The 16,206-nt window shown below is 40.1% G+C and carries 13 protein-coding genes and 1 riboswitch; of the genes, 3 read left to right on the forward strand and 10 right to left on the reverse strand.

The features are described from left to right. Positions 1-203: 203 nt before the first annotated feature. Positions 204-1,070, reverse strand: coding sequence for a glutamate racemase (gene murI, locus CBE70_RS00025; protein WP_100157701.1), 867 nt, complete (start codon positions 1,068-1,070; stop codon positions 204-206). Further along, complete coding sequence (gene btuB, locus CBE70_RS00030; RefSeq protein ID WP_100157702.1) at positions 1,015-2,871, reverse strand: TonB-dependent vitamin B12 receptor BtuB; 1,857 nt, start codon at positions 2,869-2,871, stop codon at positions 1,015-1,017. Before btuB ends, murI begins: the two co-directional genes overlap by 56 nt. 70 nt (positions 2,872-2,941) lie before the next feature. Further along, positions 2,942-3,149, reverse strand: a riboswitch (cobalamin riboswitch). 112 nt (positions 3,150-3,261) lie between these two features. On the opposite strand from btuB, the gene trmA reads away from it, so the two are divergent. After that, the gene (gene trmA, locus CBE70_RS00035; RefSeq protein ID WP_100157703.1) at positions 3,262-4,359 is read left to right on the forward strand and encodes a tRNA (uridine(54)-C5)-methyltransferase TrmA; all 1,098 of its coding nucleotides are present in this window, start codon (positions 3,262-3,264) and stop codon (positions 4,357-4,359) included. Between the two features lie 123 nt (positions 4,360-4,482). Here the strand turns inward: trmA and CBE70_RS00040 are convergent, their stop codons facing one another. Next, positions 4,483-4,884: a YijD family membrane protein gene (locus CBE70_RS00040; RefSeq protein ID WP_036914589.1), complete on the reverse strand. Its 402-nt coding sequence runs from the start codon at positions 4,882-4,884 to the stop codon at positions 4,483-4,485. After that, a complete protein-coding gene (gene fabR, locus CBE70_RS00045) occupies positions 4,884-5,570 on the reverse strand; it encodes an HTH-type transcriptional repressor FabR (protein WP_100157704.1) in 687 nt (228 codons plus the stop codon). The genes CBE70_RS00040 and fabR overlap by 1 nt, the downstream gene beginning before the upstream one ends. A gap of 199 nt (positions 5,571-5,769) precedes the next feature. Here fabR and sthA point away from each other — a divergent pair, with 199 nt between their 5' ends. Then, positions 5,770-7,167: a Si-specific NAD(P)(+) transhydrogenase gene (sthA, locus tag CBE70_RS00050; RefSeq protein ID WP_100157705.1), complete on the forward strand. Its 1,398-nt coding sequence runs from the start codon at positions 5,770-5,772 to the stop codon at positions 7,165-7,167. Here sthA and oxyR read toward each other — a convergent pair. From oxyR to argC, 5 genes are all read right to left on the reverse strand, one after another. Further along, positions 7,159-8,076, reverse strand: coding sequence for a DNA-binding transcriptional regulator OxyR (gene oxyR / locus CBE70_RS00055; RefSeq protein WP_100157706.1), 918 nt, complete (start codon positions 8,074-8,076; stop codon positions 7,159-7,161). The two genes, sthA and oxyR, sit on opposite strands and share 9 nt — an antisense overlap. 258 nt (positions 8,077-8,334) lie before the next feature. Further along, the gene (argH, locus tag CBE70_RS00060) at positions 8,335-9,717 is read right to left on the reverse strand and encodes an argininosuccinate lyase (protein ID WP_100157707.1); all 1,383 of its coding nucleotides are present in this window, start codon (positions 9,715-9,717) and stop codon (positions 8,335-8,337) included. An 81-nt stretch (positions 9,718-9,798) separates the two neighbouring features. Then, entirely contained in the window at positions 9,799-11,007 is a 1,209-nt protein-coding gene (locus CBE70_RS00065) for an argininosuccinate synthase (protein ID WP_100157708.1), read from the reverse strand. A gap of 75 nt (positions 11,008-11,082) precedes the next feature. Beyond that, positions 11,083-11,856: an acetylglutamate kinase gene (gene argB / locus CBE70_RS00070; protein WP_100157709.1), complete on the reverse strand. Its 774-nt coding sequence runs from the start codon at positions 11,854-11,856 to the stop codon at positions 11,083-11,085. 20 nt (positions 11,857-11,876) lie between these two features. Then, positions 11,877-12,881, reverse strand: coding sequence for an N-acetyl-gamma-glutamyl-phosphate reductase (argC, locus tag CBE70_RS00075; RefSeq protein WP_075672976.1), 1,005 nt, complete (start codon positions 12,879-12,881; stop codon positions 11,877-11,879). A gap of 100 nt (positions 12,882-12,981) precedes the next feature. Between argC and argE the strand changes: the two genes are divergently transcribed. Next, positions 12,982-14,145: an acetylornithine deacetylase gene (argE, locus tag CBE70_RS00080; RefSeq protein WP_100157710.1), complete on the forward strand. Its 1,164-nt coding sequence runs from the start codon at positions 12,982-12,984 to the stop codon at positions 14,143-14,145. Between the two features lie 62 nt (positions 14,146-14,207). On the opposite strand, the gene poxB is transcribed toward argE, so the two are convergent. After that, on the reverse strand, positions 14,208-15,932 hold the full coding sequence (poxB, locus tag CBE70_RS00085; RefSeq protein WP_100157711.1) for a ubiquinone-dependent pyruvate dehydrogenase: 1,725 nt from the start codon (positions 15,930-15,932) through the stop codon (positions 14,208-14,210). Between the last annotated feature and the right edge of the window lie 274 nt (positions 15,933-16,206).

Genomic DNA, 16,206 nt, shown 5'->3' on the forward strand with positions numbered 1-16,206 from the left:
CGAGGAGGTGCATTCTACATCTTCCTCATTCAGTGTCAAGCGTTTATTTTCAAGGCTTTTCACTTTTTTTCTTCGTTCTCTTGGCTAACTCACTTAGCGTGGTTTGCCGTGACAACGAGGGCGCATTATAGGGAGTTTTGTGAAGCTGGCAACACTTTTTTTGAGTTTTTTTACTGACCGTTGAATTTTCAATCAAATTGCACTTAAAGCGCCAGTTTTCTGAGCGATTCAAAGCCAAAACCCGCTAAAACAGGTTTTAATAATTCGCTATTCTCATCTTCTTTTAAACAATAAGCGAAGCTAATCTCATTTGAACCTTTTATTTTCGCTTGATTTACGACCAACCACGCAGTTCTTCGTGCAATTGCAGCACCAGAATCGATAATTCGTGTGCCATCAGGTAAAACAGAAAGAAGTTCATCAGCTAATAAAGGGAAATGAGTACAACCTAATACCACAGTATCAGGTGGCTCTTTCATTTTTAGCCAAGGTGTAAGGATTTTACGAAGCTCATCCAAAGAAACGGCTTCACCATGAAGTTTTCTCTCAGCTAATTCCACCAGCTCAGCAGAACCTAAAGAGTGAACCTTGCAATCAGTCGCAAAGCGTTCAATAAGTTCATGGGTATAAGGACGTTTAACTGTTGCTCTTGTTGCTAATAATCCAACCACGCCATTACACGTTAATTTAGCTGCCGGTTTAATAGCTGGCACAACGCCTACAATAGGAATATCAGTAAATTTGGCACGTAAAGCAGGGAGGCTCACTGTGCTTGCTGTATTACACGCAATAACAATGGTGGCGAGATCATGTTTTTCAGCAACCGCGCTAACTATTTGAACAACACGGTCAATAATAAAGTCTTGTGATTTCTCACCATAGGGGAAAGCTTCATTATCGAAAACATAGATATAGTGAGCATCCGGTAGTTTTTCACGGATCTCACGATAAACAGATAAACCGCCAACCCCTGAATCGAAAACCAATACAGTAGGGTTAGCGGTAAGTTGTGCATCAGAAGTTGTAGCTTCCTGTAAGGAAGTATTCACGTCCTGGCGTGCGATAGCCATAAGCTGTCTCATAATCTTTATCAAACAGGTTGGCTATTCTACCACGAATTGAGAGATGTGATGTAATAGGATATGAAGCAGTTAAATCCCAAATACTCACACCACCTAAAGAAACATTCTCATAAGTCCCATAATCTTTATCTGTCCGTTGACCGATATATTGGTAAGTTACCCCCATATCGAGTTTCTCGACTTGCCAATCAAGTTGATATTTCAGTTGTTGACGAGCACGACGATCAAGACGTTGATGCGTTTCTTTATTTCTTGCATCTATATATTGAAGGTTAAAGGTGTGATGAAAAATCCACGTATCCATTTCACCCGTAAATTCCACACCTTTAATTAAGGCCTTACCAACATTGTAATTACGGTATGGGTAACTCGATTCACCTTGGATCAAAGAATTCACATCATTACGATACGCAGTTAATCGCCACTCTAAAGGCCCTGTTAATCCTTCAAGACCCCCTTCCCACTGCTTACTCTTTTCAGGTTGTAAGTCTGGATTACTTCCCCACTCACTATAAAGTTGCGTCAATGTGGGTGCTTTAAATGCCGTACCATAACCACCAATCACACGATAACCCTCAACAAATTCCCAACCTAGGTTAGTTTGCCAAGTCGTGTGCCAGCCATATTCCGAGTGTTTATCAGAACGCACTGAAGCTTCAGCGATAATCTCACCTAGCTTTTGTTGTCCTGTTAGATATAAGCCCGTATTGTCGAAGTGTTCTTTATTAGGAAATCCATTAGAGCCGGCTTTAATAGATTGACGTTGCCAATCAACACCACCACCAATACTGCCATTCCCTAACAAAAGGTGATTTCCCCACTGCACATTATATTGTTCAGAATTGGTAAAACGGCTTCCTTTACCATAGCGACCATAACGAGGATCATAGTCATAATCTTTGGTGTAGTTATAGCTAGTATTTAAAGAAGAAGAGTAGTTATCACGGTGGAACTTCACGCCGCCATCATAGGTGCGACTAAATAGTGCTCTTGTATCCGTTAAGATATCGTTATAACTGTCATAATAAGCATCATAAGCCGTGCGATTATCAAAACCATAAGCACGTGCATATAAAGAAACATCATCGTTAATATCGTGATTAACCCCTAACCATAGTGACTTATTCATAAAGCCATCGCGATCAGGTTGTGGATGTCCAGCAGTATTTCCATTCGCTTCTACATCATAACCTTTGGTATAGAGATAACTGCCTGCTGCGGTTAATGTCGTTCTATCCCCGACTTTCTGTTTTACAGAGCCATCATATTCTTGATAGCCATGAGAACCCATTGTGGCGTTAAGTGTTCCTCCTTCCGTTTTTCTTTCTGTGAGGATATTAATCACGCCACCAATCGCATCTGAACCATAAATAGAAGAACGAGGCCCTCTTATATATTCAATACGTTGAACAAGAGAAAGGGGAATTTGGCTAATATCAGAGCTACCAGACACATTAGCCTGATTTAAACGCACACCATCCACTAAAATAAGAACATGACGAGATTCAGCTCCACGAACATAAATAGAGCTCATCTGTCCTATTCCTCCGTTTTGCCCCACATCAATACCCGGCATTCTGCGTAATACATCAATAACACTATTACTCTGCCAACGATCAATTTGTTCACGTTCAACAACCGTAATTGGCGCTAAAATAGAAGATGAGGGTTCTTGAAAACGATTTGCTGTCACGCTTAACGTATCGCTGTTATTTGCAAATACATTAAAACTGCCCGCCATAACACTCAAAGCCACACTCGAAATGAAAAAAACATTTTTATTATTCATGAATAATCTGCATCCAACAAAATAAGTAGCAGGATGCCGCCAAAATTAAATAAAGCGCGTATTTAATTTAAGATGCGACAGGTCTTCGGCAGGTCTTCGGACTTTAGGTTAAAGAAACAAATTTATATCTTTAAGATAATGACTTCCCACTGCACTTATATAAGTGCTTTGCAGTGTCTTTTATTATCCTTGAGCCTATTACCGCTGCGCGTCAGTTCTGGCTTTGCACCAGATTCCCTTTTCACTCCTATTAGGAGACCGAATAACTATGCTACGATTTCAAATCCACTGAGTCCAGAAATTGAACATGAAGAATACTGGACATCTTCATGAGGATCTCTACAATTTCGCTCGCTTAACTTTATTACTGCCAAAAAAAGGCGAGATACCATGCAGAATTCATTACCAACGCAAACATATCAGTCTCAACTGAATGAAAAAACACAACGTCTACAAACAATGATGGCTCCTTTTAATGCGCCTGAAGCAGAGGTTTTTTCATCACCAGAACAGCATTATCGTATGCGTGCGGAATTCCGTATCTGGCATGAAGAAGATTCTCTCTATCATATTATGTTTGACCAAGAGACTAAGCAGCGCATTCGTGTTGACCAATTTCCGGTTGCCAGCCAACTTATTAATAAAATGATGGTTGCCTTGTTGGCAGAAATAAAAGACAAACCGACACTCAGAAAGAAACTGTTTCAAATTGATTATCTTTCTACGTTGAGTAATAAAATTATTGTCTCCCTGCTTTATCACAAGAAAATTGATGAAATCTGGCAACAAGAAGCAATGGCATTACGCCAATCATTAATTGCTCAAGGTTTTGATGTTCAATTAATTGGTCGTGCATATAAAACGAAAATTATGCTTGATAACGATTTTATTGATGAAGTACTACCTGTCGCGGGTAAAGAGATGATTTATCGCCAAGTTGAAAATAGCTTCACGCAACCTAATGCACAGGTCAATATTAAGATGTTGGAATGGGCATTAATGGCAACGGAGAATGCAAAAGGCGATCTTCTTGAACTGTATTGCGGTAACGGTAACTTTTCATTAGCGCTTGCACGTAATTTTGAACGAGTACTCGCAACAGAAATTGCAAAGCCGTCTGTGCATGCAGCGCAATACAATATTGCAATGAATCACATTGATAATGTAAAAATTATTCGTATGTCAGCGGAAGATTTTACGCAAGCTATGAATGGTGTAAGAGAATTTAAACGTTTAGAAGGGATTAATTTAAAAGATTACCAGTGTGAAACCATTTTTGTTGACCCACCTCGTAGTGGTTTAGATGAGAAAACTGTAGAGTTGGTTAAAACTTACCCTAGCATTTTATACATTTCTTGTAATCCAGAAACACTATGCGAAAATCTAGAAACTCTAATTAAAACACATAAAATCAGCAAATTAGCATTGTTTGATCAATTCCCTTATACCCATCATATGGAATGTGGTGTGTTATTAGAAAAAAGATAACCTCTTATTTTGTTTGTTATAGTTAAAAATGCTTCAATAACCCGCATAAAAACAAAAACACCAGCAAGATAACTTGCTGGTGTCAAAATTTCGCTGTGTTTACAACAAAGAGATAAGTACAGACTAGTACTGTTCTGCTTGTGATGCTTTTTCAGCTTCTTCTGCCTGTATACGTAGGCGTTGACGCTGTTTGAACTGGCGATAAATCCACAACGCAACGATAACGATACAAACTGAAGAGAAGAAATTTGAACCCCATTCAGGGTTAACGGTTCTGGTGTAAGCGTTATAACCAAATAAGCCTAATAAAAAGAATGAAAAAATCAGCTTAGGCATACCATCAGTCATGGGTTGATTTAAATAGCGCTGATATAAACAGTAAACTGCCAAGATTAAACTGATGAGTGGGAAAACTGACCACGACTCAATAAACGGGTTAAAAAGACTTGAATAAGTACCATGTAAAGCGACACCAATGACTGTGGCAAGTAATAGCGTGCTTTTTTCACAGCGATTTTGTTCCATCATTTGTCTCCTTTCTGATGCGTTTTTTTCTTTATCTCTGGGTTATCTTGTAGAGGTATGTGCGTTTCTTGCTCACGTCGATACCAATAATAGGCACCTTTAGCAATCATTCGCAGTTGTATAACTAATCTTTCTTCTAATTGTTGACGCTTTTCAATATCGATATCCAGTGCTTCTGCGCCTGCACTAAATACAATAGTGACCATTGCTTCAGATTGCATTTCTGTAAAATAACGTGGCATATGGCTCTCTTGCTCAAGATAGTCTGCCAGTTCTGCAATAAAATGTTGGATCTCTCGTGCGACAGCCGCACGAAACTCAGCTGAAGTCCCTGAACGTTCACGAAGTAATAATCGAAACGCATTAGGATTATTACCAATGAATTCCATAAAAGTTGCTACTGATGTTCTGATAACACTGCCACCTTTTGCAATGCGTTGACGAGCTTGGCGCATCAATTGACGTAACATCAATCCACTTTCATCAACCATGGTAAGCCCAAGTTCATCAACATCTTTAAAATGACGATAAAATGAGGTGGGTGCAATGCCAGCTTCTCTAGCCACTTCTCGTAAACTTAGACTTGTAAAGCTACGCTCGGCACTGAGTTGGCTAAAAGCAGCTTCAATTAAAGAGCGACGGGTTTTTTCTTTTTGTTTAGCTCTAATGCCAATATTATTACTCACAGAAATCCTGATAATCCTAATTTGGTTTATACTCAATATATCAAACTTTGTTAAAAAAGCAGTGCGTACAATCATCTATCAAGACACATTCTCATAAAAACTCAACAAAGTGTGACTAATGCCCTTAATGTCCGTTGGGCTATTATTCATTGTAATGTTAATATAGCGTTGTCGGTTTGTATAAAACAGGTCTCTTCCTATGCAACATTCTCATTTCGATGCAATTGTGATCGGTTCAGGTCCTGGTGGTGAAGGCGCGGCCATGGGGCTTGTTAAACAAGGAAAGCGCGTCGCTGTTATAGAACGTTATAACAAAGTCGGTGGGGGCTGTACTCACTGGGGAACTATTCCTTCAAAAGCCCTACGTCATGCAGTAAGTCGTATTATCGAATTTAATCAAAACCCGCTTTACAGCGACCAATCTCGTCTTATTAACTCTTCTTTCTCTCAAATACTTCGCCAAGCCAGTACCGTAATTAATCAGCAGACTAAAATGCGTCAAGGTTTTTACGAGCGTAATAATTGTACGATGTATTCGGGTGAAGCTGCATTTATTGATGAGCACCGGATCAGCGTACGTTATCCTGATGGTACTTGCGATATTCTTTCAGCTGATAGTTTTATTATTGCAACAGGCTCACGCCCATATTGCCCGCCAGATGTCAATTTCTCTCATTCTCGCATTTATAACAGTGACACTATTCTCGATTTAGAGCATGAGCCTCACCATGTCATTATTTATGGTGCTGGTGTCATTGGTTGTGAATATGCCTCTATATTTAGAGGATTAAGAGTAAAAGTAGATTTAATTAATACTCGTGATCATCTATTGTCTTTCCTTGATCAAGAGATGTCTGATGCCCTTTCTTATCACTTCTGGAATAACGGCATTGTTATTCGTCATAATGAAGAATATGAAAGCATTGAGGGTGTCGATGATGGTGTTATTGTACATCTAAAATCAGGTAAAAAAGTCAAAGCAGATTGTCTACTTTATGCGAATGGTCGAACAGGAAATACTGACACTCTGGGCTTAGAAAACGTTGGTATTAAAACAGACAGTCGTGGGCAAGTTTCTGTTAATGCACATTACCAAACCAGTTGTGAGCACATTTATGCAGTTGGTGATGTCATTGGTTATCCAAGTTTAGCTTCAGCTGCTTATGATCAAGGCCGAATTGCAGCTTTAGCAATTACAACTGGAAAATCAGAAACACATTTAATTGAAGATATTCCAACCGGGATCTACACCATTCCTGAAATTAGTTCTGTTGGTAAAACAGAGCAACAACTCACTGCAATGAAAATTCCTTATGAAGTGGGACGTTCTCAATTTAAACATCTGGCAAGAGCACAAATTGCAGGTATGAATGTAGGGAGTTTGAAAATTCTCTTTCACCGTGAAACCAAACAAATTTTAGGTATTCACTGCTTCGGTGAGCGTGCCGCTGAAATTATTCATATCGGTCAAGCGATTATGGAGCAAAAAGGTGAAGGCAATACTATCGAGTATTTCGTTAATACTACCTTCAACTATCCAACAATGGCAGAAGCCTATCGTGTTGCCGCACTTAATGGTTTAAACCGCTTATTTTAATGCGTTTTGTTTTTCTGCATAAAATACGGTCATATGTTCACGGATTGTCTCTGCTAACTGTTCATAACGATTACGCAAAGGCGATCCGGGACGATAAACCAAAATAATAGAACGTGATGGATTGGGATCAGTACATTCTAGATAACAAACCCCATCACGTTTTTGTTCTTGAGGTACCGATAAATCAGGTAATAAGGTTATTCCACTACCGGCAGCGACCATATTACGCAATGTTTCTAAGCTCGTTGCTCTAAAGTGAGTGTCTTCTTTTGCACCTGCTTGGAAGCAGAACCCTAACGCTTGATCACGTAAACAGTGCCCATCTTCTAACATTAATAAACGCTGACCCGCTAAGTCGCCCATTGGCACAGATCCACGTTCATGCCATGGGTGTCCTTCATAAATTGCTAATTTCATTGGCTCTTCAAATAGAGGTACTTCAATAAACGGTGCACTCTCTTTTACCATTGCCAAAATGGCACAATCGAGTTTTCCGCTATCTAATTGAGCTAATAAGCTATGAGTTTGTGCTTCATGAAGATACATCTCTAACTTAGGATAGTTTTTATGTAATTCAGGAATGATATGAGGCAATAAATAAGGGCCAACAGTAGGGATAAGCCCAATATGTAAAGGTCCTGCCATACTTTCGCCTTGCAATGAAGCCATTTCTTGTAGCACTTTGACTTCACGTAAAACGGTTTTCGCTTGATCCACCAGCAATAAGCCTTGTTGAGTAAACAAAACCTTACGGCTCGTTCTTTCAAGTAACATTACACCGAGTTCATCTTCAAGTTTACGAATTTGACCACTTAATGTTGGCTGACTCACATGGCAAGAATCTGCCGCACGACGAAAATGTTTATGCTCAGCTAGAGCCACCAGATATTCCAAGTCACGGATATTCATTGCAGATCCTACATTTATTGCTGATAGTTAATGTCTATAGATAATATAGTAACTGATAAATTTTTCTATCAGTCGAATGTTATTCTGTCTCTCTTTTTCGATATTTTCTAAATAAACAACTCAAAAAACGAATTACTTCATACTATAAAGAATTCAAAATGAATATAGATATTATCGGCAATTTAAAATAAAAGAACAGAGTGAAATTCACCCTGTTCTTTTTGAATAACAGTAAGTTGTCTTAAATAAGCTCTTTGCTTATTTATCCATATTTAAAACTGATTTGGCTTTTACTATCGCATAAGCGACCTGTTTTTGAGAAACACCACCTTTTGCAAGACGTTTATCTAAACAAGATTGAAGCGATAAAATATCGTACACATCAATCATAATTTTACTATTAAACATCTGTAATTCAGAAAGAGAGAGTTCTTCAATCGCTTTACCTTGCTCAATGGCGCAAACCACCACTTCACCCACAATATGGTGAGCTTCACGAAATGGCACACCTTTAGCAACAAGATAATCAGCAAGTTCAGTGGCGTTAGCATAACCTTGTTTCGCGGCTTCTTCACAACGAGAGCGACGGATTTGAAGCCCATCAAGAACAAGCGTTGCCATGTGCAAACAATCAGACCATGTATCGATAGCGTCAAACAGCCCTTCTTTATCTTCTTGCATATCTTTATTGTAAGCGAGAGGCAGACCTTTTAAGGTCATCATCATGCCAGTTAATGCACCTTGCACTCGTCCACATTTCCCGCGGATAAGCTCAAGTGCATCTGGGTTTTTCTTTTGTGGCATTAATGATGAACCAGAAGTCACTTTGTCTGATAATTCAATAAAACCCGCTTCACCACTATTAAAGAAAATAAGATCTTCTGCAAAACGCGATAAATGCACCATACCAATAGCCGCAGAGGATAATAGCTCTAAGACATGATCACGATCGGATACACTATCTAAACTATTATTGGTTGCACTCGCAAATCCCAGCCATCCTGCTAATTGTTCACGATCGATATCATAAGCCGTACCTGCTAGCGCACCACATCCCAATGGACTAACATCCAAACGTTTTAACGCATCTGCTAGGCGACTTTCGTCTCTGGCTAGCATTTCATTGTATGCTAAACACCAATGTGCAAAAGTGACTGGCTGAGCACGCTGTAAATGGGTATAACCTGGCATCACCGCATTTTGATTTTGTTCTGCGGTGATAACTAAGGCTTTTTGTAGCTCAACAATGGCTTGGCGAAGATGAATAACTTCTTCTTTACACCATAATTTTAAGTCTGTTGCGACCTGATCATTACGGCTACGACCCGTATGTAATTTTTTACCTAAATCACCCACTTTGGCAATAAGTTTACTTTCAACCCAGCTATGAATGTCTTCTGCATCACTTTGCAAAATAGACTGCGGGTTTGCTGTTACTTCTTCGGATAATTCATTTAAAGCTTGCTCAAGTTGAGCTTGTTCATCTTGCGACAATACGCCAACTGTGACTAACGCTTTAGACCAAGCAACTGAGCCAAAGATATCCTGTTGTGCCAGTCGAAAATCAAACCGCAGTGAATCATTGAATTGTTTAAACCGTTGATCAGCTTCCTGACTAAAACGTCCACCCCAGAGTGCCATAATCGCTTCCTGTATTTATTCTGTGTAATAAAAGAGTGAGAGTGATGCCTTCTATATATAGCATCACTCTATTGTCTAACCTTATTTCTTGCTCAATGCACGAATACGTGATGGTAAAGAATATAAACGAATAAACCCTTCAGCATGGCTGTGATCGTAAACTTCATCTTCACCAAAGGTCGCAAATTCTTCAGAATACAGACTGTTATCTGATTTCTTCTGGATAGCATTAACATGACCTTTATAAAGCTCTAAAACCACTTCACCATTAACATCATTTGCCAGTGATTCTGCAGCGGCTTGCAGTGAAGCACGAATTGGCGTGAACCAACGACCGTCATACGCCACATAAGACATCTCTAAACCTAATTGCTGACGCCATTTAAAAGCATCTCTATCAAGCACAAGTTGCTCAACACCACGCAGAGCCGCCATCATGATCGTGCCCCCCGGAGTTTCATAGCAGCCACGAGATTTCATTCCCACTAAACGGTTTTCAACAATATCAATACGTCCGATACCATGTTTAACGCCCAGTGCATTTAGGGTGTCTAAACATTCAAAAGGTGATTGTGTTTTACCGTTGACGGCAACAACTTCACCTGCTTTTACAGTGACAGTAACGAGTTCTGGTGTTTCTGGTGCTTTCTTCGGATCAACCGTCCATGCCCAACAATCTTCGTTTGAAGCATTCCACGGGCTTTCTAATACGCCACCTTCTGTTGAGATATGCCATGCGTTTTCGTCACGGCTATAAATTTTCTCAAGCGTTGCTGTGGTTGGAATATTACGAACTTTCAGATAATCCAGTAACGCTTCACGAGAACGCAAATCCCACTCTCTCCAAGGCGCGACCACTTTAAGTTGCGGAGCAAGTGCCGCATAAGTACTTTCAAAACGAACCTGATCGTTACCTTTACCCGTTGCGCCATGAGCAACAGCATCAGCGCCTAATTTTAAGGCTAGTTCGACCTGTGCTTTAGCAATAACAGGACGTGCCATTGAAGTACCTAATAAGTAGCTGCCTTCATATAACGCACCTGTTTTTAATACTGGGTAAACGTAGTCTTTGATAAATTCTTCGCGTAAATCGATGATATGACATTCAGAAGCGCCTGATGCTAACGCCTTTTGCTCAACACCCACTAAATCATCACGGCTTTGTCCCACATCAGCGACAAATGCAACAACTTCACAATTATCATAATGTTCTTTTAGCCACGGAATGATTGCCGAAGTATCCAATCCACCAGAGTATGCCAGTACGATTTTTTTTATGCCTTTAGTCATAGTGATAACCTTCAATTCCCAATTTGTTTAAATTCTGCCAACGAGTAAACAGCGATAATATTTCTAGAGTGATTTTTAAGCTAAAATCCGGGTTCCAACTGCAACACCATTAAATAGTGCTGTCAGTTTTTCGGCATGACGCCAACTTGCAATTTCAACAGGCCGGCCTAGTGTTTTAGCCGCTTCTAATGCCGCGTTAACTTTCACTATCATGCCGTCAGTGATAATGCCTTGGTCGATTAATACCTGTGCTTTTTCTGCTGACATCTCGGCAATCTTCTGGCCTTTACCATCTAAAATGCCACTAACATCGGAAAGTAGAACTAAATCAGCGCCTAATGTTTCAGCAATAGCCGTTGCCGCTTGGTCAGCATTCACATTCATCAGCTCACCTTTTTCAGTCATACCAATAGAACTGATAATAGGTAGATAGCCAGCCCCCAATAATAAATTGAGTAAATCAGGAGAGCCGGGGTTTGCATTTCCTACATGGCCTAACTCTTCATTGATTTGAGTAACTTTAGATAATTGTCCATCACCCAAAGAAAGCCCCACACCATTAAGCCCAAACTTAGTTGCCCACGATAACAAGGTTTTATTGGCGCTTCCGGCAAGTGCCCCTGTGATGATGTCTATCTGATCAGCGGGTGTGACACGAAGCCCCTGCTTTTTCACCACAGGTAATTGCAATTTACCCATCAACTCATCCACTAAACAGCCACCACCATGTACGATGACTAACGGACGAAAATGCGTTGAACGATACTGTTGTAATGCAGTGAAAAACCGCGTTAACGCTTCTTCATTATCAAGGAGCACACCACCCAGTTTGATAATTAATGGTTCCATGAAACTTCCCTACTCATTATTTAAATAAGTGATTCGGTTTCAGCGAAACCAAACCGAATGTTCATACATTGCACCGCTTGTGCAGCAGCCCCTTTCAACAAGTTATCTTCAACACCGACCACAATCAGATGTTCACCTTGTTGAGCAAATCCGATATCACAAAATGCGGTTCCTACAACGGCTTTTAATGCAGGTAATCCTTTTTCATAAACACGCACTAATGGTTTATCTTGATAAGCATCTTCAAAGACTTGTCTTACATCTTCTTGTGTCACACCTGCTTTTAACTTACAGGTGATAGTGGCTAAGATCCCTCTGGCAAAATTGCCTAAATGAGGTGTAAAAATCACATCAATACCCAGATGTGTTGCAATTTCAGGTTGATGACGATGCGTAAACACACCATAAGGTTGCAAACTCACTTCACAAAAGCTGCTGGTTAAAGAGGCTTTTCTACCTGCACCACTCACACCGCTAGTCGCATTAATCACAGGCCACTGTGCTGTATCTAAAAGTCCCGCTTCCACTAACGGTTTTAGTGACAACTGAGAGACTGTTGGATAACAACCTGGCACCGCAATTAATTGCGCCTGACTAATAATGTCAGCATTCCATTCAGCCAGCCCATAAACTGCCTGTGATAACCAATCAGTATTCTTATGCTCAAATCCATAGTATTGTTGATAAAAATGCTTGTTTTGTACTCGATAAGCACCAGACAAGTCGAATACCACACAACCTTGCTCTAAAAAGACAGGGGCGATGTCATGGCTAACTTCATGAGCTGTTGCTAGAAAAACGATATCAATATTTTCAGCAGCTTTAGCAACATCAACCATTGGTTCGAGTGGGAGATCCACTAAACCACGATATTGTGGATGAAGTTCAGAAAAGCACTTTCCTGCATCTGCACTTTGAGCTGATACCATCAGTCTGCTCAAATTCACATGAGGATGCTGCTGAAGATAGGCGGCTAATTCAGCGCCAGTGTAACCACTTGCTCCTACAATCAGAGTATTTAACATGTCATTCTTACCTTGTACTATGAACACAAACCGATTAATGTATTTTTATTCAAAAAAAGTGCATGAATATTGATACTATTATGAAGAAAGGCTGTCAACAGTGAATATTAAATTACCTACATTTATTGAGATTTATCGTCAATTAATTGCAACACCTTCGATCAGTGCAACAGATGCTAAAAACGACCAAAGCAACGAAGCACTGATTAATTTACTTGCTAATTGGCTGGAAACATTAGGTTTTTCAATTGAGATCCAACCCGTGCCCGAAACGCGCGGTAAATTTAACCTTTTGGCAACATTAGGATCAGGTAAAGGTGGGTTATTACTCTGTGGTCACACTGACACAGTACCGTTTGATGAAGGCCGTTGGACGCAAGATCCTTTTACACTGACAGAGAAAGAAAATAAGTTATACGGCTTAGGTACTGCCGATATGAAAGGCTTTTTTGCCTTTATTCTCGATGCATTGCGGGATGTAAATACTAAGACGCTAGCTCACCCTCTCTATATTCTTGCCACCGCAGATGAAGAAACCTCTATGGTAGGGGCACGTTATTTTGCCGCTCATACAGCAATTCGCCCTGATTTTGCCATTATTGGCGAACCTACATCGCTAAAACCTATTCGTGCTCATAAAGGACATTTATCGAATGCAATACGTATTACAGGGCAATCAGGGCATTCTAGTGATCCAGAAAAAGGGGTGAATGCAATAGAACTGATGCATGAATCGATTACTCACCTGAGTACACTGCGCGATACGTTAAAAACTCGCTATAACAACCCCGCGTTTGTTATCCCTTATCCAACAATGAACTTTGGTTATATTAATGGCGGTGATGCAGCAAATAGAATTTGTGCTTGCTGTGAATTGCATATGGATATTCGCCCATTACCGGGATTAACGCTGCAAGACTTGGATGATTTACTTCACGAAACATTAGCGCCAGTCAAAGCACGTTGGCCGGGTCGTTTAAGCGTTGAAGCGTTACACGATCCTATTCCGGGTTATGAGTGCCCAACCGATCATAAAATGGTTGCCGTGATCGAAAAACTATTAGGTGAGAAAGCGCAAACCGTGAATTACTGTACTGAAGCGCCGTTTATTCAAGATCTCTGCCCTACTTTAGTTTTAGGCCCAGGTTCTATTGAACAAGCACATCAACCTGATGAATTTATTGATATGGCATTTATTGAGCCGACTCGTGAATTAATGGGGCAATTAATTGAAAACTTCTGTTTAACAGAGAAAACCCTATAATAAAAAAATAACCCTATCGATTGATGTTGATAGGGTTATTTATCTTCAGTCTGACTTAATAGCTAGCGTAACCAATTTGTTTTGGCGAGTTGAACAATTTCATCGCCTCGACCATTAATAATCGCTTTCATCATATACAGGCTAAACCCTTTTGCTTGTTCAAACTTCACTTCAGGAGGCATTGAAAGCTCTTGTTTTGCGGTTACCACATCCACAATCACAGGACCATCATGTTCAAAAGCCTCTTTTAGCGCATTATCGAGATCTTCACCTTTTTCTACTCGAATACCCTTGATACCAGATGCATTCGCAATAGCGGCAAAATCTGGATTATGTAAATCCGTACCATCAGTTAAATAACCACCCGCTTTCATCTCCATCGCGACAAAGCCTAATACACTGTTATTAAAAATAATCACTTTGACGGGTAAATTCATTTGAGCTAATGAGATAAAATCACCCATTAACATGGTAAATCCACCATCACCACACATTGCCACAACTTGGCGCTTTCTATCTAACGCCTGTGCACCAATGGCTTGAGCCATCGCATTTGCCATAGAGCCATGATTAAACGATCCCAGCAAACGACGTTTTCCATTCATTCCAACATAACGCGCTGCCCACACTGTTGGCGTTCCTACATCACAGGTAAAAATAGCATCATCATTTGCAAGTTCACTTAATCGACGCGCTAAATATTGTGGATGAATAAGTTCACGCTCACTAGGTTGTGCAAGTGCATCCAGATCTTGTCGTGCTTTCGCATAATGTTTTAATGAAGCATCAAGATGAGTCGTGTCTGTTTTCTCTTTTAAACGAGGCTGTATCGCATTTAGTGTAGCTTTAATATCGCCAATCATCGCCATATCAACATGACAATGCGAACCGAGACTACTAGGATTAATATCGATTTGAATAATATTGGCTTTTGATGGATAAAATGCACGATAAGGGAATTGTGTTCCTAATAAAACAACTGTATCGGCATTTTCCATCGCATGATAACCCGATGAAAACCCGATTAATCCGGTCATTCCTACACTGTAGGGATTATCCCACTCAATATACTCTTTACCACGCAATGCATGAACAATCGGCGCTTTTAAGGTTTGAGCAAGTTTAATCACTTCATCATGCGCAAGCGCACAACCAGCACCACACATTAAGGTGATATTTTTTGCATTATTGAGTGCATCAGACAGTTTTTCAATTTCAAAACGGTTTGGCATGATAAGCGGTTGTTGTAAAGGATACCAATTCTCTGAGGCATCTTCTGGGGCTGGTTTTAGTGCAACATCTCCTGGTAAAACAACTACTGCAACCCCTTTTTTCAAAATAGCGGTTCGCATTGCAATAGCAAGCACTTGAGGGATCTGCTCTGGGTTTGAGACTAATTCACAGTAATGGCTGCATTCGCGGAAAAGTTCTTGAGGATGTGTTTCTTGAAAATAATTGCTACCAATTTCAGCGGAAGGAATATGCGCAGCAATAGCTAACACAGGAACATGATTACGATGGCAATCAAAAAGCCCATTGATAAGATGTAAATTTCCTGGCCCACAAGAGCCAGCGCAAACCGCTAATTGACCATTAACTGCCGCTTCTGCTCCTGCGGCAAACGCCGCGACTTCTTCATGGCGGGTTCCCATCCACTCAATCGTTCCCATCTTTCGCAAGCTATCACTTAATCCATTGAGAGAATCGCCTGTTACGCCCCAAATACGTTTTACACCTGCATTATGGAGTACTTTAGCAATATAGGTTGCAACTGTTTGCTTACTCATGGTGATGTTTTTCCTCTGTTTTGGGTGAATTACGCCTCTGCGAGCGACACTTATCTCCTTCTCATATTCTGTTTCTCTTCCTCATCAGCTTGCAGAGAAAATTATCTTACTAACTCAAATATAAAGAATAACACCAATCACTATAATGTCACGGTGGAGATAAAATCAGCCACCAAAAATACAAAAAATAAAATATCACTTCCAAATACATTCATTAAATTTATAATAACCGCACCAAATAAGAATATATCTCATTAATAACGTATTATTATTT

The sequence above is a fragment of the Proteus columbae genome, assembly GCF_002777965.1.
GTDB lineage: Bacteria > Pseudomonadota > Gammaproteobacteria > Enterobacterales > Enterobacteriaceae > Proteus > Proteus columbae.

Coding starts and splice junctions, on each gene's coding strand:
- murI (WP_100157701.1), bottom strand. CDS start 1,070: ATGGCTATCGCACGCCAGGACGTGAATACTTCCTTACAGGAAGCTACA.
- btuB (WP_100157702.1), bottom strand. CDS start 2,871: ATGAATAATAAAAATGTTTTTTTCATTTCGAGTGTGGCTTTGAGTGTT.
- trmA (WP_100157703.1), top strand. CDS start 3,262: ATGCAGAATTCATTACCAACGCAAACATATCAGTCTCAACTGAATGAA.
- CBE70_RS00040 (WP_036914589.1), bottom strand. CDS start 4,884: ATGGAACAAAATCGCTGTGAAAAAAGCACGCTATTACTTGCCACAGTC.
- sthA (WP_100157705.1), top strand. CDS start 5,770: ATGCAACATTCTCATTTCGATGCAATTGTGATCGGTTCAGGTCCTGGT.
- oxyR (WP_100157706.1), bottom strand. CDS start 8,076: ATGAATATCCGTGACTTGGAATATCTGGTGGCTCTAGCTGAGCATAAA.
- argH (WP_100157707.1), bottom strand. CDS start 9,717: ATGGCACTCTGGGGTGGACGTTTTAGTCAGGAAGCTGATCAACGGTTT.
- CBE70_RS00065 (WP_100157708.1), bottom strand. CDS start 11,007: ATGACTAAAGGCATAAAAAAAATCGTACTGGCATACTCTGGTGGATTG.
- argB (WP_100157709.1), bottom strand. CDS start 11,856: ATGGAACCATTAATTATCAAACTGGGTGGTGTGCTCCTTGATAATGAA.
- argC (WP_075672976.1), bottom strand. CDS start 12,881: ATGTTAAATACTCTGATTGTAGGAGCAAGTGGTTACACTGGCGCTGAA.
- poxB (WP_100157711.1), bottom strand. CDS start 15,932: ATGAGTAAGCAAACAGTTGCAACCTATATTGCTAAAGTACTCCATAAT.